This window comes from Roseibium sp. ROS1, from assembly GCF_054658215.1.
On the sequence record NZ_BAAGIG010000002.1, the window covers coordinates 1 to 18,806 of the forward strand.

The following is an 18,806-nucleotide window of genomic DNA, read 5'->3' on the forward strand; positions in this document are numbered from 1 at the left end:
ACCGTCCACGATCCGGATGGCACGGCCTTCGACCACTTCCAGTCCAACAGCCTGGGCGAACACGCGGTCTCGGACCCCTTCGGCGGCAACTTGCACATCCTCCCCAGCGGGTGGTGGGGCTACGAGGTCGACAATACGCATCCGGCCATCCAGGCGCTTGCAGCGGGCGAAGTGGGGCATGCGATCTACGAGGTACATGCGGCCGACGGCACCGCGCACCGGATCGATATCACTGTCCACGGCACCAACGATGCGCCGGTCCTGAGCGCGGCGACGGCCTCGGCCACCGAGGACGGCAAGTCCGTCACTGGCCAGATGGTGGCAACCGACGTCGATCATGGTGATCGCCAGACCTACGCGGCCGGCCATCCGGTCGACGGCTTCACCATGAACCAGGACGGGTCCTGGAGTTTCGATCCATCCCATGCGGCCTATCAGCATCTGGCGGCTGGCCAGACCCAGCAGGTGACCATCCCGGTCACCGTCACCGACCAGGCCGGGGAGACGGACACCGAAAACCTCGTCATCACCGTAACGGGCAGCAATGACGGGCCCGTTGTGTCCAGCCCGGTCGATCTGGGCAGGGGAACGGAAGATCATTCCGTCCAGATCTCGGCAGCGCAGCTGCTGGCCCATGCCACTGACATTGATACGGGAGATGTCCTCTCCGTCTCGAACCTGACCGCGAGCCACGGTACCATCACGGGAGACGTGGCCCACGGCTTCACTTTCATTCCGGATGCCAACTACAACGGTCCGGTGAGCCTTAGCTACCAGGTCACCGATGGTCACGGTGGAAGTGTCCCGCAAACCGCAAGCCTGGTTCTGGGGGCGACACCGGACGCAGCAGTCATCACGGGAACCGACACGGGCTTGGTGACGGAAGACAAGCACGTCACTGGTGGCTTGCTGACGGTGGACGGCACCCTGATGATTGTTGACCCGGATGCGGGCGAGTCGGCGTTTGCGCCGGTCACGGGCGTGGCAGGTGCGGGGACATACGGCACATTCACGCTGGATCCCCAGGGCCACTGGACGTATACGGCCGACAACAGTCAGGCCGCCGTTCAGGCGCTCCAGGTAGGTGGCACGCCGCTCACGGATACGCTCACAGTCGCCAGTCTTGACGGGACCACCCATGACATCACCGTCACCATTACGGGGACCAACGATGCCCCGGTCCTGATGGCAGCGACAGCCTCGGCTACCGAAGACGGCAGTTCTGTCACAGGACAGATGGTGGCAACGGATATCGACGCCGGAGATACCAAGGCCTTCTCCATCGGTCAGCCCATCGACGGCTTCACGATGAACACGGACGGTTCGTGGAATTTCGACCCAAGCCATGCGGCTTACCAGCATCTGGCAGCCGGTCAGACCCAGCAGGTCACCATCCCGGTCGCTGTCACCGACAGCGCCGGGGCAACTGACGCGCAAAGCCTTGTTATCACCGTAACCGGCACCAACGATGGTCCGGTCCTGACTGCTGCCACCGCATCGGCAGTGGAAGACGGCAAGGTCGTCACGGGACAGATGATCGCCACGGACGTGGATACAGGCGACACGAAGAGCTTCTCGATCAGTCATCCCGTCGATGGTTTCGCGATGAACACCGACGGCTCCTGGACTTTTGATCCGTCTCACGCCGCCTACCAGCATCTGGCGCAAGGCCAGGTCGAACAACTCACTATCCCGGTGACCGTGACCGACAGAGCCGGTGCCACCGATACGGAAAATCTCGTCATTACCGTGACCGGTACCTACGACGCACCCGCCGTGACGCCATCCGTTGCAGCAGTGCAGGGCGTGGGCTCACAACATCTTACCGGAACGTTCAGCGGCGGTGGCCAAGGTGGATGGGGCATCGACAACGGGCATGGCGGTGTCGTCCTTTCGCTTCAAGGCCTCTACGGGACTTTGGTCATTGATCAGCAAACCGGGCACTTCGAGTATCACTATCAACAGAACTCGGGTGTCATAAAGCAGGGTGGAACTTCCACAGCGTCTGGTCAGCACATCGACACCTTCCACATCGTTCAGCAGGGCGTGTCTGCCGGGACTGCGGATGTTCAGGTCCAGATCGACGTTCAAAGTGTTCACGGAAACAGTGGCCACCATGTCGATCACACGGTGCTGCAAGGCATTTCCTTCACTCCTGTTCCAACCGTTCAGCATGATGCGCCCGATGAAACTAATACTGACGACATAACCATCGATCTGATGAGTGCCGATCCGGCTCCGCCGCTAGACCACGACACGTCTTCCCAAAACGTTGCGGATGCTACAACCGGGCTTGGTCACGTCGAGAGCCAGACCGGTGACACCAATCCGGATGCGCCGCAGCAGCCGCCAATTGAACCTGCTGACGCCGGAGCCGGGAGACTGGCTTCCTATTTCGAGGCAATCGGACAGGATCCGGAGGCGCCTCAGGCTCCACCGGTACATGCAGACCAATTGGGTGCCTATCTTGATGCAGTCGGTGTCGATCCTGCCAGCGCCACGACTTTGAGCGATCTGCCAGACCCAGCGACGCTGCCGGGCGATGATGTGTCAGACCTGGATGATGACGGACAACACGGTGCGAGTACCGCCGCCTCGGATGACGTTTCTGTTGCCGATTTGCCAGATCCTCTCTTGCCCAATCCAAATGACGATACGAACCAGCACGGGTAGGCCTGTCAGGCCGTCTAAACTCCAATCGGGACTAAAAGATATGTTCAAATTCGGCATTTGCTTCGCTGTCGCACTCACCTTTGCAGCGGTTCCCGCTACCGCCGGACAGTGGCGCGTTGTCTTTCCTGCCGGCGAAAGGATGCACAGCAGCTCATGGGCGCACGAAAGGGGATGCGGCCCGAGCCAGTTGGCGGGTGCCTCGTGTTCCATCTTCAACGGGCGGTTCGTCCGGGTGTCGGCGCAGCCGTCCAAAGGTGTCGCCTATTGTGGCGAGGCGGCAGGAAAACAGAGAATTGAATACCGCACACCGGAACAACCCGACGGGGAATGGGATGCTGTCGTGACGGTGAACGGGACCGATATCAGGGCTATGACGGCCTATAGCTACTTCGGCAAAACACAACCGCCGCGCGGCTTTGTGGTCGCCCTCTTGGGGGAAGACCACTCCGAATACCTGGTGTTCGAAGACGACGGTCAGCGTTGGCTGGAATTCGGCGACAGCCGCTACGACGCGTGCGACTGACCAACAGCCACGTTGAAGACGTTTCGGCCAACGTGAGCAAGGCCACGCAAACTATATCCCTGACCGAGTGGCCGCCTCCTCCTCACGCAGCTTTTTACAAAGTGGAACAAGGCGACCTGCCACGTATCCCTGAATACGCGACCCGTCAGTGGCTGATCATCCAGGGGCGTTTTGAGGGGAAAGTCTTGCTGCCGTCGGCCTTGTAGACCGCACTTGAGCGAAAATTGCCTTTCGCGCCGGAACAGCACGAGCAGCCTGACGGGTGACGTTTTCGGTTTTCCCTCGCACTGTCGTCACGATCCGACTTGGTCGAGAATTTCGGATTGTGCCGGGAAGTTTCATTGCGTTGATGGGCAGCCCGGTCGCTGGGAGACAGGCCCGACATATGCGGCGCCTGAAGGATCGCGCGCGGGGCTTCCGCCTTGCAGATCGGACATTCGATCGGATCCGCATGGGCGGACATCGGCCGGTTGGCCGAGATGGGACCGCAGGAAGCGCACAGATAATCGTAGGTCGGCATGATTGATCCTGAAAGACGGAAAGCCGGCTCGCCGGCGGAAGGGGTTTGAGACGGGCAGGGCCCGTCTCGTCGTCGCGTCCGGATCAAAGATCCGGGGCAAGCGGAACGTCGACCGATCCGTCAATGAAGGTCTTCGGTCCGTCCGCACCCGGCATCATGTCGAAGTCGAAGATGTCGGTCGGCAACCACAAGGTGGCACAGGCATTCGGAATATCGACCACGCCCGAAATGTGTCCCTGTACAGGGGCCGTTCCCAGGATGGCGTAGGCCTGCGCACCGGAATAGCCGAACTTCTTCATGTACTCGATGGCGTTGAGGCAGGCCATGCGATAGGCAATGTGCACGTCAAGGTAATGCTGTGTGCCGGCCTCATCGACCGAGATGCCTTCGAAGATCAGGTAGTCGTCATATTTCGGCGTGATCGGTGAGGGTTTGAAGATCGGGTTCTTGATCCCGTATTTCGCGACCCCGCCCTTGATCAGGTTGACCCGGATGTGCAGCCAGCCGGCCATTTCGATTGCGCCGCAGAAGGTGATTTCACCGTCGCCCTGGCTGAAATGCAGGTCACCCATGGAGAGACCGGCACCGTCCACATAGACCGGGAAATAGATCTTCGAACCGCGCGACAGATCCTTGATATCGCAGTTGCCGCCATGTTCGCGCGGGGGAACCGTCCGTGCGCCTTCGGCAGCCGCCTTGTCGCGCGCTTCGCCCTTGAGCTGTCCCATATGGGCAGACTGGGTGTTCGGCAGGGCGGCAAGTGCCGGAACGCGGTCAGGATCCGTATCGAACAACGATTTTTCGCGAGTGTTCCACATGTCCAGCATCTTGCGGTCCGGCAGGCAGCCGATCAGACCCGGGTGGATCAGGCCGGCATAACTGACGCCCGGCACATGGCGCGAGCGCGTGAACATGCCTTCGAAATCCCAGATGGATTTCTGGGCTTCCGGGAAGTGTTCCGTCAGGAACCCGCCGCCATTCTGCTTGGAGAAAAAGCCATTGAATCCCCAGAGCATTTCTTCCTTGGCGCCGATGTCGAGGATATCGACGACCAGCAGGTCGCCCGGTTCGGCTCCTTTGACGCCGATCGGACCGGAGAGGTAGTGCACCTGTTCCAGTTCGACATCGCGCACATCCGCCGCGTCGTCGTTGTTCTTGATCTGCCCGCCGGTCCAGTCATAGGTCTCGATCTTGAAGTCGTCGCCCGGCTCCACCCAGACCGCCATCGGAATATCCGGATGCCAGCGGTTATGGACCTTTTCATTGGTATGCGGCGACTCGCTCAAATCAACCGAAATCAGTGTATCTGCCATGGGGTTCTCCTCTGGATTTGCGCCTGAAAAGCGTGCGCTGTTGAACTGGATGAGCTGGTTAGACGGACAGGAATGCGGAGACTTTTTCCTCGTCGACGCTTGCCCGCGGTTCGTCGTGGACAAGGCGGCCGTTCTCCAGGACGAGCACCCGGTCGGCGACGTCGAGGGCGAAGGACAGAACCTGTTCCGACACAACGATGGAAAGTCCGCGCTCGTCGCGGATACGTTTCAGGACGCGGCCCATCTCGCGGATGATCGACGGCTGGATGCCTTCGGTCGGTTCGTCCAGCAGCAGGACCTTCGGGTTGGTCGCCAGCGCGCGGGCAATCGCCAGCTGCTGTTGCTGGCCGCCCGAGAGATTGCCGCCGCGACGGCCCTTCATGTCGAGCAGCACCGGAAACAGCTCGTAGATGTCGCCGGGAACCTTGCTCTGGCCGCTGATGGTCAGGCCGGTTTCGATGTTTTCCTGGACCGTCATGGTCGGAAAGATCATCCGCCCCTGAGGCACGTAAGCGATGCCCCTGGCGACGCGCTCGTAGCTCTTCATGGTGGTGATGTCGACGCCTTCGACCGCGGCAGCGCCGTTGCTGGTGGGCACGATCCCCATCAGGGATTTCATCAGCGTGGTCTTGCCCATGCCGTTGCGGCCCATGATGGCGATGATTTCTCCCGGCGCGACCGTGAAGTCGAGGCCGTGCAGGACTTCGCTCTGGCCGTAGGCAACGTGATACTGTGCAACATTGAGCATGGTCGCCTCCTAGTGGCCGAGATAGACGTCAATGACCTTGGGATCGGCCTGCACCTTTGCCATGGAGCCCTCGGAGAGGATCTTGCCCTGGTGCAGGACGGTGACGCGGTGGGCGATGTCCTCGACAAATTTCATGTCGTGTTCGACAACCATCACCGAACGTCCCTTGGTGATTTCGTTGAGAAGCTTCGCGGTCTGCTTGCGCTCCGAGACGCTCATGCCGGCAACAGGTTCGTCGAGCATCAGGAGTTCCGGGTCCTGGATCAGCAACATGCCGATCTCCAGCCATTGTTTCTGGCCGTGGCTGAGCAGGGCTGCCTGCATGTCCAGAAGCGTGTCGAGGAACACCATTTCGGCAATCTCGCGCACGCGGGTCGTCACCTCCGCATCGCGCTTGAAGGTGAGGGCACCGAAGACACTTCGGCCACGGGGAAAGGAAAGCTCCAGGTTCTCGAAGACCGTCAGGTCCTCATAGATGGACGGGTTCTGGAACTTGCGTCCGACCCCCTCAAGCACGATCTCGTGTTCGCGCAGCTGGGTCAGTTCTTTTTGGCGGAACTTGATCGAGCCGGCAGTCGCCTTGGTGCGGCCGCAGATCAGATCGAGAACCGTTGTCTTGCCCGCGCCGTTCGGTCCGATGATGACGTGGATCTCATTTTCGTCGACGTAAAGGTTCAGGTCGTTCACCGCCTTGAAGCCATCAAAGGAAACAGACAGGTTTTCGATGGACAGCAGGAAGTCGGTGTTGTTGCTGATGGTGTTCATGTGTCTCTCCTACTCGGCTGGCTTTGCGGTTGCGTCGCCGTCAAGGTCGGGGGGAGGGCTGACTGGTTCTAACCTGTTGCCGCTATTGCCCCGTGAAATCGCCCGGTCGACATGCGGTGCCAGGTAGGTGCGATAGAGGCCGGATAATCCGTTCGGGAACACCAGGACAACGGCGATGAAGAGCCCGCCCAGGCCAAAGAGCCACAACTCGGGGAAGGTTTCGGAAAAGGTGGTCTTGGCCCAGTTCACCAGCAGCGTTCCGTAGACCGCGCCGAAGATGGAAAGCCTGCCGCCGACCGCGCAGAAGATGACCATCTCGATGGAAGGAACGATGCCCACGAACGAGGGGGACATGAAGCCGACCTGCAAGGTGAACATTGCGCCGCCGATGGCTGACAGGACCGCGGCAAAACAGAAGACGAAGATCTTGATGTTGGAGACGTCGTAACCGGAAAACCGGACCCGGTCCTCCTTGTCCCTGACGGCGACCAAGAGACGGCCGAGCTTGCTTTTGAGAACGAACTGGCTCAGCAGCAGGACAGCGATCAGAAGACCTCCGTTGACGTAGTAGAGAACGTATTTGGCCTCGTCGGTGCGGATGTCCCATCCCTTCAGGGTCCTGAGATCCGTGATGCCGTTGACGCCGCCGGTGTAGCCCTGCTGTCCGATGATCAGGATCGTCAGGATGGCTGCGATTGCCTGGGTAATGATGGCGAAATAAACACCGCCAACCCTTCGCTTGAACATCGCCGCACCGATAACAAAGGCGAACAGCGCGGGAAGGACGATGATGGCCAGCAGCGTGAAGGTCAGGCTGTTGAAGGGTTCCCAGAACCAGGGCAGGGACGTGATCTGGTTCCAGTCCATGAAGTCGGGAATGCCCGGGGTGGACTGGATCGCGGTCGCTTCCGGCGTGGAGGCCTCCAGCTTCAGGTACATGGCCATGCAATAGCCGCCCAGGCCGAAGAAGACGCCTTGCCCAAGGCTCAGGATGCCGCCCTTGCCCCAGCACAGCACCAGTCCGATAGCCACGAAGGCATAGGTCAGGTATTTGCCGAACAGGTTGAGACGGAAGATGTCCATCGACAGGGGCATCAAGACGAAGATCAGCGCGGCTACGACCAGCAGTCCGATCAGTTCCTGTCGAGACAGCAGGGATTTCACATGTGTCATCGGAACCTCCTCAGCGACGGATTTTCAGGGAGAAGAGACCTTCGGGGCGCAGCATCAGGATCCCGACGACGGTCAGCAGGGTGAGGACCTTCGCCATGGAGCCGGACAGGAAGAACTCCATGGTGGACTGGGCCTGACTGATGGCGAAGGAAGACGCGATCGTTCCGAGCAGGCTTGCTGCGCCGCCGAAAACGACGATCAGGAAGGTATCGACGATATAAAGCTGCCCGGCAGTCGGCCCGGTCGAGCCGATCATGGTGAAGGCGCTGCCTGCAATGCCTGCAATGCCGCAGCCAAGAGCAAAGGTGTGCCGGTCGACCTTTTCGGTGTTGATGCCGACGGCCCCGGCCATGACGCGGTTCTGGACCACAGCGCGGGTCTGCATGCCCATGCGGGAGCGGAACAGGATGAAATAGACGCCGATGGCGATGACCAGGGTCAGTACCATGACGAAGATGCCGTTGATCGGGATTTCGATGATGTCCGTCAGCGGCACGGACCCGAGCAGCCAGTTCGGCAGGCTGACGCCGACTTCACGCGCGCCGAAGATCGACCGGTAGGCCTGCTGCAGGATGAGGCTCAGGCCCCAGGTGGCCAGCAGGGTATCCAGCGGACGCTTGTAGAGATGCCTTATGAGCGACCATTCGACGAGTGCCCCGAGTGCACCCGCAGCGACGAAGGCCAATGCCATGGCGAAGAAGAAGTAGATGCCGAACAGGGACGGGACATAGGTCTCGACGAAATTGGAGCAAAGGTAGGTGACATAGGCGCCCAGGATCATGAACTCGCCATGAGCCATGTTGATGACGCCCATCTGGCCGAAAATGATTGCAAGACCCAGGGCCATGAGGACGAAAACGGAAAACAGGATCAGTCCGGCAAAACCCTGCATGGCGAATATGGACCCGAGTTCCGTCCATGAATAATCGGCGAACATTGCGCGCGTCTCCATGCTGCGGGGTCAAGGCGGAACGCCTGTTCCCCTGCTGCGAATAAGGGTTTGAAACGAAGGGGACGGGCGCTGCGCAGGCTGCTTCCACGCAGCGCCCCGGTTATGCCCGCTTTCTGGAAGGGCGTTTCCATCCCTGGGGGAACTAACGGAGGCTTATTGGTAGCCTTCCGGGAACGGATCCGGCTCCATCAGGTCGGCCGTCTCGTAAACCAGCTCGTACTGGCCGTCCGGCTTGGCAAGGCCGATCCGGGTCTTGGACCACAGGTGGTGGTTTTCATGGACGCGGACATAGCCTTCCGGCGCGGTGGTGAGCTCGATGCCCGGGGAGGCAAGACGCACCTTGTCGATGTCGAAGCTGCCGGCCTTTTCAACCGCGGCCTTCCAGAGCCAGGGGCCGAGGTAGGCGGCCTGCGTCACGTCGCCGATAACGATGTCGTCGCCCCACATTTCCTTGAAGGACTTGACGAATTCGGCGTTGTTCTCATTGTCGAGAGACTGGAAGTACTTCATCGCGGCATAAGCGCCCTCGATGTTCTCGCCACCGATGCCGCGGATTTCATCCTCGGTCACCGAGATGGTCAGAAGAACCGGCTTTTCCTTGGTCATGTCGATGCCGGCAGCCTTCAGCTGCTTGTAGAAGGCAACGTTGGAACCACCCACGACGATGGCGTAGATCACGTCCGGCTTCTTCAGCTTGATCTTGTTGATCACCGAGTTGAACTGGGTGTGGCCGAGCGGATAGTACTCTTCGCCGACGACCTCCAGGCCAAGCTTTTCGATGTGCTTGCGGGCGATCTTGTTGGACGTCCGCGGCCAGATATAGTCTGAACCAAGCAGATAGAAGCTCTTGGCGCCTTTTTCCTTGGCGACCCAGTCGATGCCGGCGATGATCTGCTGGGTGGCTTCCTGGCCGGTGTAGATCACGTTGGGGGACTGCTCCAAGCCTTCATAAAAGGTCGGATAGTAGAGCATGCCGTTATACTGCTCGAAGACGGGCAGAACGGCCTTGCGCGACGCGGATGTCCAGCATCCGAAAACAGCCGCGACCTTGTCGTTGACCAGCAACTTTTTTGCCTTTTCGGCAAAGGTCGGCCAGTCGGATGCGCCATCTTCCTGGATGTATTCGATCTTGCGTCCAAGCACGCCGCCCATGGCGTTGATCTGGTCGATGGCGAGCTTTTCCGCCTGCACCGACCCGGTCTCGGAAATCGCCATGGTTCCGGTGACGGAGTGCAGGATGCCGACCTTCACGGTGTCTTCGGTGACCGCAAGGCCAGTCGTGTTGGCGTCGTCGGCGATGGCAGGTGCAAATGTGCTGGCGGTGGCCAGCATTGCCGCGGCTGCCGTGCCTGACAGCACGGACCGGCGAGACAGCCGGTGGTCAATCAAGTCTTTCAGACGTTTCATTCTCTGGACCCCTCTGAGGTTGAGGTTGAAGCAGAGCGCCGTGAAGCTCCTCCGCATGCATCCAAGGCTCGTCTGGAATTGTGCACTGCCGCAATGCGTCAGTTGCTGTGGGTTATTTGACTTATTTCTCCGCACCGCCGCATGTGAAAGACTTCCATGTTTGGAATAAATTCATAGTCCAAAAATCTGAAATTCGATAATAAGGGAAGTTGTCATTCGTATTTTTTGAATTCGAATAACTTGTATTGATGGGAATATTGAAATTTTTTAATATTTTTTGATTGAGGCATAGAAATTGCTAGGAAGTTCGTCGATCGGCGGTTGTTGATCAATTCGAGGGGGAGGTCGCAAATCTTGAACAAAAATGTGCATGAAAAATAGATGCGATGCACAATGAGTGGGCTGGCGCGCCGGTTCCGGCGGGCGGGATGGTGATGGGCAATGGGTAGTCATCAGCGGGTTGTACGCCTGCGGAGAACATACAATCAGTGGGTCGCAAATCAGACCCTGGAGGACTTTGCGCTCCGTTTCACCGCCAAAAGCGCCCGCCGCTGGTCTCCGGTCTGGGTTGCCAACACCGCGCTGGGCGCAATTTCCTTCCTGGCCCTTGAGGCGATCGGGGCTGCCGTCACCTACAACTACGGTTTCACGAATGCCGTCTCGTCGATTGGCGTCGTCTGCCTGCTCATCTTCATTACCGGCCTTCCGATTGCCTACCATGCCGTGAAATACGGCGTGGATATCGACCTGCTCACCCGCGGAGCCGGGTTCGGTTATATCGGCTCGACAGTGACCTCGCTGATCTACGCAAGTTTCACTTTCATCTTCTTCGCCCTCGAGGCGGCCATCATGGCAACGGCGCTGGAGCTGTTCCTCGGTGTGCCGCTCAACATCGGTTATCTTCTGTGCACGCTTGTGGTCATTCCGCTGGTGATCTACGGCATCACCCTGATCAGCCGGCTGCAGATCTACACCCAGCCGCTCTGGATCGTGTTGCAGATCCTGCCGTTTGCTTTCCTGGCCTGGCAGGGCGTGGCTCCGCTGGACGATTGGCAGAACTTCTCCGGCCGGCTGGGCGACGAGGGCGGCCAGTTCAGCCTCCTGCTTTTCGGTGCTTCAAGCGCCGTTCTGTTCTCGCTGATCGCACAGATCGGCGAACAGGTCGATTTCCTGCGCTTTTTGCCGCGTCAACGGCGCGGGCACAGGCTGAAATGGTGGTTCGCCCTTCTGGCGGCAGGTCCTGGCTGGATCCTTATCGGCGCGGTGAAACTGCTGCTGGGGTCGTTCCTGGTGGTTCTGGCCCTGCAGAGCGGCCTCAGCCCGGAAAAGGCAATCGAGCCGACGCACATGTATCTGGTCGCCTTCACCAGGGCCACGACGCCGGAGGTGGCAGTCGCCCTGACAGGGCTTTTCGTGATTGTCTGCCAGGTCAAGATCAACGTGACCAACTCCTACGCCGGCTCCATTGCCTGGTCGAACTTCTTCTCCCGTCTCACTCACAGCCACCCGGGCCGGGTGGTGTGGCTGGTCTTCAATGTGTCAATTGCACTCGCGCTCATGGAGCTTGGCGTCTACAAGGCGCTGGAACGCACGCTCGGTCTTTATTCCGTGGTTGCCGTTGCCTGGATCGGCGCGATCTTTGCCGATCTTGTCATCAACAAACCGCTTGGGCTCAGCCCGAAACATATCGAGTTCAAGCGTGCCCATCTGTACGACATCAATCCGGTTGGCCTTGGCTCTATGGGCGCAGCGAGCCTGATCGCCCTCATTGCCTATTCCGGGGTGTTCGGCCAGACCGCTCATGCGCTGGCAAGCTACATTGCTCTGTTTACCGCCATTCTCCTTGCCCCGTTGATTGCCTATGCGACCGGCGGCAAATATTATATCGCCCGTGAACCGGTACGGGCTGTAACCCCCGACGGCGAACGTCCCCCCGACATTCAATGCTGTATTTGCGAGCATACGTTCGAGCATGAGGACATGGCGCATTGCCCGGTCTATTCGGGGCCGATCTGCTCGCTGTGCTGCTCACTCGATGCGCGCTGCGAGGATGACTGCAAACAGGAAGCACGCATCGGCGACCAGGTCACTGTTCTGCTTCATTCGATCCTTCCGGACCGGATCGCCGGCTGGATGAGCTCCCGGATCGGGCTTTATTTCAGTGTCATGATCCTGATCACCGCTTCGCTCGGAGCGATCCTGTCGCTTGTCTATGTCGAGGCGGAAACCATTTCGCCGGGGGCGGGCAGCGAAGGGGTCGGCAGGGCGCTGACCCAGGTCTTCTTCATTCTGCTGGTCACCTCGGGTGTCATGGCCTGGCTGTTCGTTCTTGTCCACGAAAGCCGGAAGTTCGCCAATGAGGAAACAAGGCGCCAGACCAGCCTTCTGATGAAGGAAATCCGCGCGCACAAACGCACCGACGCCAAGCTGCAGAAAGCCAAGGAAGCCGCGGAGGCCGCCAACGAAGCCAAGAGCCGTTATGTGGTCGGCATCAGCCACGAACTGCGTTCGCCGCTAAATGCGATCTCCGGCTACGCCCAGCTGATGCGCAAGGACCCGGCAATCCCCGCCCACAGACGAGACGCCGTGAAGGTGATCCAGCATTCGGCCGATCACCTGGCCGGGCTGATCGAGGGCCTGCTGGACATCTCCAAGATCGAGGCCGGGCATCTCACCATCTACCGGGAACGGTTCAACCTGCATGAATTCCTGGCGCAGACCGTCGACATGTTCCGCCTTCAGACCGACGCCAAGGAATTGCGCTTTCTGTTCGAGCCTGCCGAAAACCTTCCGGTGTTCGTGTTCGGTGACGAGAAGCGCTTGCGGCAGGTGCTGATCAACCTGTTGTCGAACGCCATCAAATGGACAGACACAGGCAGCGTCAAACTGAAGGTGTCCTATCACAGCCAGGTTGCCGAATTTGCAGTGGTCGATACAGGCATCGGCATCGCTCCGGAAAATCTCGAGCGGATCTTCAATCCGTTCGAACGCATAGAGGAAGACGGCAAGGAGGCCGTTCCCGGGACGGGGCTTGGTCTGACGATCACCAAACTCCTGAGTGAGGTGATGGGTGGTGACATCCAGGTTTCAAGCACGGTTGGTGCCGGCAGCACGTTCAAGGTCCGCATGCTGCTGAGCGCCGCGGAAGCGCCAATCCAGGCGGGGCGGGCGGAAAAACGCATTCGCGGGTATCACGGTCCGATCCAGACGATCATGGTGGTGGATGACGATCCCGCCCAAAGGGCGCTGGTCAGGGATTTCCTGTCGCCGCTCGGTTTCAAGGTTCTTGCCGCGGCAAGCGGCCGCTCGTGTCTGGCGATGGTACAGGACGAACGTCCCGATGCCTTTCTGCTCGACATAAGCATGCCGGGCATGAGTGGCTGGGACCTTGCCCGCAAGCTGCGGGAAAGCGGATTTGGCGATGCGGTCATCATCATGATTTCGGCCAATGCGGATGACAGCGGCCGGGACCCGGTGCACCGGATCTATCATGACGATTATCTGGTGAAGCCTGTGAGGTTGCAGGAATTGCAGGACAAGCTTCAGCTGGCATTGAAACTCGTCTGGCGCACGGACGACCCCGCGGCAGCGCCGCCGACAGAGGGCCTGCGATCGTCGGGCAGGGCGATATTCGAGAAGGCCTGTCTGCCGTCGGAAGAGAGCCTCGGCATTTTGAAACAGCTGAGCGACATCGGCTATGTGCGTGGAATCAAGGCAAAACTCGACGACATCGAGGCGCATGAGCCGCATGCGGCGGACTTTGTCCACCACATGCGGCGTCTCATCAAGGAATTCGATCTCACCCAATACGACAAGCTTCTGGAAAGGCTCGGACATGATCATGAATGCTCCTAGTCAGGCCGAGACGGTGCTGCTGGTCGATGACACGCCTTCTTCCCTGGGCATGCTTTCGGACGCCCTGGAGGAAGCCGGTTTCACAGTTCTGGTGGCCCAAAGCGGTCGAAAGGCGATAGAAATCGCAGCCCGCGTGATCCCCAATGCGATCCTCATGGACGCGATCATGCCGGAGCTCGACGGTTTCGAAACCAGCAAGCGCCTGAAGGCGCTGGAAGACCTTCGGGATGTGCCGGTTCTCTTCATGACCGGACTGAGCGAGACGGAACATATTGTCAGGGGCCTGGAATCAGGTGGCGTCGACTATGTCACCAAGCCGGTCAACCCGGACGAACTGATCGCCCGTCTGCGCGTGCATATTTCCAACGCCCGAAATTCGCGCAGCGCCCATGTCGCACTTGATGCATCCGGTCGTTACTTGATGTCGGTCGACCTCTCGGGCGCCGTATGCTGGGCGACACCGCAAGCCTCCGCGCTGCTTGGTACGGGCACGGCCGAGGACGCAGCGGCAGCCGGGCAGTTGCCGGAAGCTGCCGTCGACTGGCTGCGCCACTACCTGCTGCCACAGGGAAAGGCTGTCCAGAAGGAAGAGGACATTGTTGCCCGCATCAAGGGACGGGAGTTGCGGTTCACCTATGCCGGCAACATCAGTGCGGGCGAGCATCTGCTGCGCGTGTCGGATGTCTCGGACAGCGTGCCTTCCGAAATCCTGAAGGATGCCTTCGACCTGACGGAACGCGAAGCCGAAGTCCTGATCTGGATTGCCAACGGCAAGTCCAACAAGGAAATCGCCTCCATTCTGGACATGAGCCCGCGCACGGTGAACAAGCATCTGGACCGGATCTTCGGCAAGCTGGGCGTTGAAAACCGGACCTCGGCCGCGGTTGTTTCACTGAGACGCATCCTGGAAGGCTGAACTCGGCTCGCAAGAAAGTCTTGCTGGAGGATGCATCGCGTCGCTTTTCACCTGGTGTCTGGTGGTGGTTGGCAGAAACGGGCCAATTAGGTGAACGCACCTCGTTTGTTCAGCAACTGGGGGACGAGCTTCTTCCAGTTTCGGTCGGACGGGAAAATGGACGGGTCACTGTCTCCCTGTCTCAGGCCATGCCGCGCCATATTGGCGACGTCGGGAACTTGCAGGCGCTTGCCGAAGCACTGGGGCTCGACAAGACTGAGCCGGCCCTTGGGCCGCAGGAAGCGGTTGTGGTCTCCACGGGTGCGGCGCATATGCTCGTCAGGCTCGTTTCGCGCGACGAAGTTGATCGTGCGGAGCCTGACGCCTCCATGCTTCTTCCGTTGTTGGAGCGTGCCGGTGCGCAAGGATGTTATGTTTTCACGACATCCGGTGAACAGAGAGGGGAAGCCTATGCCCGCTTCTTCAATCCAACGGTAGGCATTCGGGAAGACCCGGCAACAGGAAGTGCCGCAGGCCCACTGGGGTGGCTATTGGCCAACCGCAGCGGTGCTGGAGGACAAGAAACGTTCACGGTCGTACAGGGAGTTTCTATGGGTAGGGAAAGCCATATTCGGCTTCTCGTGCGCCCCGACGCTGTTGAGCTGACCGGTTCCGCTGTGCTCACTGCAACGGGCCAATTGCATCTCTAGCTTTTGGAGCGGGCTCAGACCCGACCTCTGCTGATCGGTGCTCAGTCCAGGATTTCCGTCGCGAGCCGGGTGCCGAGAAGCTCATCTTCAACCAGGATGTAGATTTCCTTGGGGGGCGTATTGAGAGAATGGACCATCAGGCCTGGATCGATACCCATCTCGATCAGGTATTCCATCGTTTCCCCCTGGCCGTACTGAATCTCTTCCACCGCCAGGAAAACAGGCATGTAGCCGGGGGTGTCATAGTAGTGCTGATGCATGCCTACGGCAGCATCCTTGGAGGCTGAACGATTGACACCGGCTGCAAAAATGTAAGGACACGACGAAAGGCACACCAGACCAGGCAGCATGGTGGTATCCAGCTCAGCTGCGCGCAGGCTACGACCAATTTCAAATGCCTCACTCACATTGCCACCGGGGCTATGGAGTGAAACCACTTTGGGGGCTTCTTCCAGGCTGGCCAGGAAGCTCGAAAAGCGTTCGGCGTCTCCAGACGAGATCCGGCCCTTCAGGAAAATCGCTTCCCCCAATTCACCTCTGTCGATCACTTCAAACTGAAGCCTGGGAGGCATGTCACCCGGAATTTTGACAGTCGACGGGGCGGGTGTCCGCATGAAGTCGGGAAAGCTTCGAGATGGATCGTAGTGTCTCACCTGATCGCCGGGTGTCGTGGGTCCGGACGGCAGTGCATCGTTGCCGCCAGCCCCCGGGGGCCATTGAGCCTGCAGATGCGAGAGCACCAACAAGGCTGCCAGGACCGCCTGAGCGACCAAAACCCACTTCAGGCTGCGCTGGATGGTTATCCGCGACGTATCAAGGCGCTCGGAAAACACGTCGTGCTACTCCGCAGCATTCAGGTTTGCGGGTTCGGAAGTTTCCGCATTTGCGACACGGCGCAAGACTTCCTTGTCTGCCGCCCCCATCGAAGCCTCGACATCCTTCATCGCATTGATTGCTGCCTTGAGGTCTGCGAGCGTCAGGGTTGCCTCGATGCTTAGCCCATCCCGGCCGCTACGGATCGATGCCTGGGTGATTGCGACCACAAAGACCAGAACGGCGGGCAGGAGGTCGATCGCGATAGCACCAGCCCATGAGGGGACAAAGTTGCCTGCGTACCTGATCACAGCGTCGGCGCTTGAGATCGGATTATAGGCCGTCTCCTGTGGTGGCTCCAACGCCAGCACTTCATCGGCTGCGCGCCGCAGGGTCTGGCTGCGTTGGTCGAGGGCGTTCAACACGGATGCGATGGTGCTTGATTGAGCGTCCCGAACGCTGCTGTTTCGGCCATCAAGTTCGGGAAGGACAACAGATGCGGGCAGATCCTCGGCGGCTCGAGCGACGAGAGGTGCAACGGAGTACTGGTTCAGGTTTGCAATAACGCCGGCAAGACGCACGCTTTCCTCCGAAAACGCGACCGACCTTTGTTCAACCGGGCCGGGGGCAACCGTCAGGGCTCGCATGCGCCCAAGGATTTCGTTGCCCCGGGCAAAGGCAGAGTCAATCAGTGGCTTTTGTTCTGAAATCTGCTCCTCAAGGTTCTGGAGCTCTTCTGTTTTTTGCGTCAGAACTCGAAAGACTGCGCCTTCACCTGCTGTGCCTGAGAGCTCGCCGGAGCGTTCCTGTTGGGCGAGTGCTTCGAATGCTTCCTTTGCACGTTGAACCTCGCGCCCGAGAGCCTGGCCCGAAAGGGCGATCTCATGTGCCTGCTCCAAAGCCGCCTGGTAGTCGCGGACTGTCGTATCCAGGTGTTGTTCGACAGCCGCCGATCCCGCAAGCGCGGCAGCGTTGAGCCAGCTCGACATGGCAATGATTGCAGCCGACCCCACAAGCATTGAAACCGAAAGTCCGATGAAGCCCGCCGCACTGCGCATCGCTGGCATGAGCCGAAGCATGTAGCTCCAGAATACGAAAATCCCGACTGACACGGCGACGGAATAGGCCACCGCCGCGAAGAAACTCATCGCACCCGTATCCTCCAGCAGAGAGGACACACCCAGGTATGTGTAGATACCGGAAGCGATTGCCAGAACGCCGAGCGCCGCAGGTGTGAAGGTTTCCAGCCAAGCAAGATGAGCTTCAAGCTCCTTGGCAGTGCGAAGGCCTTTTGCTTCCGCAGCAGTCAATTTCGTCTGGCTCTCATTCATCGCATTTCCTCACAAGCTCGCAAGCAGCTTAGCTAGGGCTTTACCCCATAAAACCAAGCATTGCGGCGTTATTCCGGCAATGGAACGCAAGGAAGAACCTTGAGGGCTCATGCGCCGTCGAGTTGCAGAAAGCAGTCCTCAGATGGGCTTTTAATAAGCGCTTGGAATACACCCGAAACGAGGACTGTAGAACGCCAGCAATTACCTTACTATTCAAGGTGTTAGCGTCTTTTGCGGGAAGAAATGTGAAATGGTGCTGCCGGAGAGATTTGAACTCTCGACCTCTCCCTTACCAAGGGAGTGCTCTACCCCTGAGCTACGGCAGCATCTGGCTTGTCTTTGGGACAGGCGCGGCGTCGAACTTTTTTGCTTGAAAAGCTTGAGTTGCAAGACGCAAGTGCTGGTGCCGATCAGCGGTGCCGACCGGAATGAGGGGGCTTTTGCCATAAGACCTTCGGGGACGCAAGCAGTGTTTTGGGATTTTTTTCCGCAGTCATTTGCTCCCTCTCGTCAAAGCCGGGACGATTGAAGGGTTGGTGCGGCAAAGCTGGTGCTTTCGGCCCTGTTTCGCCTGTGGATATTAAACAATCCTTCCGGTCGAGGCGCAGAGCAGATTGGCGTTTTCGGGAGAGGGGAGACGGGCTCTCGCCGAAAGGCAGGTGGAAGCAGCCTCCGGGGAATTGGGACGATTGGAAACAGGGAAGACTGAAGGCGGGACACAGCACCGTGTGCAGGCTTCTTGACGCGATGATGCATGAGTCTGATGGGGTGCAGCCTGGCCGCGGACACGTTTTTGGCAGCGATGGGAAAACCGAATGCTGCTGAAGCTGGCAGGGTAGGCGGCAAACCATGCGGAAGACACAAGATGCCTAGGCAAGCTGCGGGCAGCTTGCTAGATAAATGAATCACAGGATCATCACACAGGCGCGCCATGGGCGAAAAAGACCAGCAGCACAAGTCCGCTGAAAGCGGCGGCGGAAAATCCGGCAAGCAGACAGGCGAAAAGGCGTCGGACAAAGCTGGGGCGAAGTCCCGCGAAGACCGGCTGGCCGAAGCCTTGAGAGCCAATCTGCGCCGCCGCAAGTCTGCTGCCAAGACGCGGGATGCCGACTGAGGACCAACAGCCGG

At 59.3% G+C, this 18,806-nt stretch carries 15 protein-coding genes and 1 tRNA gene; 6 read left to right on the forward strand and 10 right to left on the reverse strand.

Annotation, left to right across the window (positions count from 1 at the left end; all coding sequences use genetic code 11):
* Positions 1–2,673 (forward strand): VCBS domain-containing protein (locus ACYQ6M_RS08220; RefSeq protein WP_460073226.1); only part of this gene is annotated, 2,673 nt, incomplete at its 5' end.
* Between the two features lie 40 nt (positions 2,674–2,713).
* Positions 2,714–3,196, forward strand: coding sequence for a hypothetical protein (locus tag ACYQ6M_RS08225; protein WP_460073228.1), 483 nt, complete (start codon positions 2,714–2,716; stop codon positions 3,194–3,196).
* 145 nt (positions 3,197–3,341) lie between these two features.
* Here ACYQ6M_RS08225 and ACYQ6M_RS08230 read toward each other — a convergent pair whose 3' ends face one another.
* The 7 genes from ACYQ6M_RS08230 to urtA all read right to left on the reverse strand — a co-directional run bounded on the left by ACYQ6M_RS08230 (position 3,342) and on the right by urtA (position 9,999).
* Entirely contained in the window at positions 3,342–3,716 is a 375-nt protein-coding gene (locus tag ACYQ6M_RS08230) for an FmdB family zinc ribbon protein (RefSeq protein WP_055658420.1), read from the reverse strand.
* 83 nt (positions 3,717–3,799) lie between these two features.
* Positions 3,800–5,029 (reverse strand): formamidase, encoded by a 1,230-nt coding sequence (gene fmdA, locus ACYQ6M_RS08235; RefSeq protein WP_055658422.1) that lies wholly within the window; start codon positions 5,027–5,029, stop codon positions 3,800–3,802.
* 58 nt (positions 5,030–5,087) lie between these two features.
* On the reverse strand, positions 5,088–5,777 hold the full coding sequence (gene urtE, locus ACYQ6M_RS08240; RefSeq protein WP_460073230.1) for an urea ABC transporter ATP-binding subunit UrtE: 690 nt from the start codon (positions 5,775–5,777) through the stop codon (positions 5,088–5,090).
* A gap of 9 nt (positions 5,778–5,786) precedes the next feature.
* The gene (gene urtD / locus ACYQ6M_RS08245; RefSeq protein WP_022999885.1) at positions 5,787–6,542 is read right to left on the reverse strand and encodes an urea ABC transporter ATP-binding protein UrtD; all 756 of its coding nucleotides are present in this window, start codon (positions 6,540–6,542) and stop codon (positions 5,787–5,789) included.
* 9 nt (positions 6,543–6,551) lie between these two features.
* Positions 6,552–7,715 (reverse strand): urea ABC transporter permease subunit UrtC, encoded by a 1,164-nt coding sequence (gene urtC / locus ACYQ6M_RS08250; RefSeq protein WP_460073233.1) that lies wholly within the window; start codon positions 7,713–7,715, stop codon positions 6,552–6,554.
* Between the two features lie 10 nt (positions 7,716–7,725).
* On the reverse strand, positions 7,726–8,652 hold the full coding sequence (gene urtB / locus ACYQ6M_RS08255) for an urea ABC transporter permease subunit UrtB (RefSeq protein WP_031268940.1): 927 nt from the start codon (positions 8,650–8,652) through the stop codon (positions 7,726–7,728).
* A 168-nt stretch (positions 8,653–8,820) separates the two neighbouring features.
* Positions 8,821–9,999 (reverse strand): urea ABC transporter substrate-binding protein, encoded by a 1,179-nt coding sequence (gene urtA / locus ACYQ6M_RS08260; RefSeq protein ID WP_208984573.1) that lies wholly within the window; start codon positions 9,997–9,999, stop codon positions 8,821–8,823.
* A 516-nt stretch (positions 10,000–10,515) separates the two neighbouring features.
* On the opposite strand from urtA, the gene ACYQ6M_RS08265 reads away from it, so the two are divergent.
* Genes ACYQ6M_RS08265 through ACYQ6M_RS08275 form a run of 3 tightly spaced genes read left to right on the forward strand, consistent with a single transcriptional unit; the run spans position 10,516 to position 15,534 of the window.
* Positions 10,516–13,929: a hybrid sensor histidine kinase/response regulator gene (locus ACYQ6M_RS08265; RefSeq protein WP_460073235.1), complete on the forward strand. Its 3,414-nt coding sequence runs from the start codon at positions 10,516–10,518 to the stop codon at positions 13,927–13,929.
* Positions 13,916–14,845 (forward strand): response regulator, encoded by a 930-nt coding sequence (locus ACYQ6M_RS08270; RefSeq protein WP_460073237.1) that lies wholly within the window; start codon positions 13,916–13,918, stop codon positions 14,843–14,845. Before ACYQ6M_RS08265 ends, ACYQ6M_RS08270 begins: the two co-directional genes overlap by 14 nt.
* Before the next feature lie 20 nt (positions 14,846–14,865).
* Positions 14,866–15,534 (forward strand): PhzF family phenazine biosynthesis protein, encoded by a 669-nt coding sequence (locus ACYQ6M_RS08275; RefSeq protein WP_460073239.1) that lies wholly within the window; start codon positions 14,866–14,868, stop codon positions 15,532–15,534.
* A 41-nt stretch (positions 15,535–15,575) separates the two neighbouring features.
* On the opposite strand, the gene ACYQ6M_RS08280 is transcribed toward ACYQ6M_RS08275, so the two are convergent.
* From ACYQ6M_RS08280 to ACYQ6M_RS08290, 3 genes are all read right to left on the reverse strand, one after another.
* A complete protein-coding gene (locus tag ACYQ6M_RS08280; protein ID WP_460073241.1) occupies positions 15,576–16,367 on the reverse strand; it encodes a COG3904 family protein in 792 nt (263 codons plus the stop codon).
* A 6-nt stretch (positions 16,368–16,373) separates the two neighbouring features.
* Positions 16,374–17,678, reverse strand: a complete 1,305-nt coding sequence (locus tag ACYQ6M_RS08285) for a hypothetical protein (RefSeq protein ID WP_460073243.1) — start codon at positions 17,676–17,678, stop codon at positions 16,374–16,376.
* 251 nt (positions 17,679–17,929) lie between these two features.
* A tRNA-Thr gene (locus tag ACYQ6M_RS08290) sits at positions 17,930–18,004 on the reverse strand.
* A gap of 605 nt (positions 18,005–18,609) precedes the next feature.
* Here ACYQ6M_RS08290 and ACYQ6M_RS08295 point away from each other — a divergent pair.
* On the forward strand, positions 18,610–18,792 hold the full coding sequence (locus tag ACYQ6M_RS08295; protein ID WP_152511542.1) for a hypothetical protein: 183 nt from the start codon (positions 18,610–18,612) through the stop codon (positions 18,790–18,792).
* The last annotated feature ends 14 nt before the right edge of the window (positions 18,793–18,806 follow it).

Excerpts from the sequence above, each read along its gene's own strand:
- ACYQ6M_RS08225 (WP_460073228.1), top strand. The coding sequence starts at position 2,714 with ATGTTCAAATTCGGCATTTGCTTCGCTGTCGCACTCACCTTTGCAGCG.
- ACYQ6M_RS08230 (WP_055658420.1), bottom strand. The coding sequence starts at position 3,716 with ATGCCGACCTACGATTATCTGTGCGCTTCCTGCGGTCCCATCTCGGCC.
- fmdA (WP_055658422.1), bottom strand. The coding sequence starts at position 5,029 with ATGGCAGATACACTGATTTCGGTTGATTTGAGCGAGTCGCCGCATACC.
- urtE (WP_460073230.1), bottom strand. The coding sequence starts at position 5,777 with ATGCTCAATGTTGCACAGTATCACGTTGCCTACGGCCAGAGCGAAGTC.
- urtD (WP_022999885.1), bottom strand. The coding sequence starts at position 6,542 with ATGAACACCATCAGCAACAACACCGACTTCCTGCTGTCCATCGAAAAC.
- urtC (WP_460073233.1), bottom strand. The coding sequence starts at position 7,715 with ATGACACATGTGAAATCCCTGCTGTCTCGACAGGAACTGATCGGACTG.
- urtB (WP_031268940.1), bottom strand. The coding sequence starts at position 8,652 with ATGTTCGCCGATTATTCATGGACGGAACTCGGGTCCATATTCGCCATG.
- urtA (WP_208984573.1), bottom strand. The coding sequence starts at position 9,999 with ATGCTGGCCACCGCCAGCACATTTGCACCTGCCATCGCCGACGACGCC.
- ACYQ6M_RS08265 (WP_460073235.1), top strand. The coding sequence starts at position 10,516 with ATGGGTAGTCATCAGCGGGTTGTACGCCTGCGGAGAACATACAATCAG.
- ACYQ6M_RS08270 (WP_460073237.1), top strand. The coding sequence starts at position 13,916 with ATGAATGCTCCTAGTCAGGCCGAGACGGTGCTGCTGGTCGATGACACG.
- ACYQ6M_RS08285 (WP_460073243.1), bottom strand. The coding sequence starts at position 17,678 with ATGAATGAGAGCCAGACGAAATTGACTGCTGCGGAAGCAAAAGGCCTT.
- ACYQ6M_RS08295 (WP_152511542.1), top strand. The coding sequence starts at position 18,610 with ATGGGCGAAAAAGACCAGCAGCACAAGTCCGCTGAAAGCGGCGGCGGA.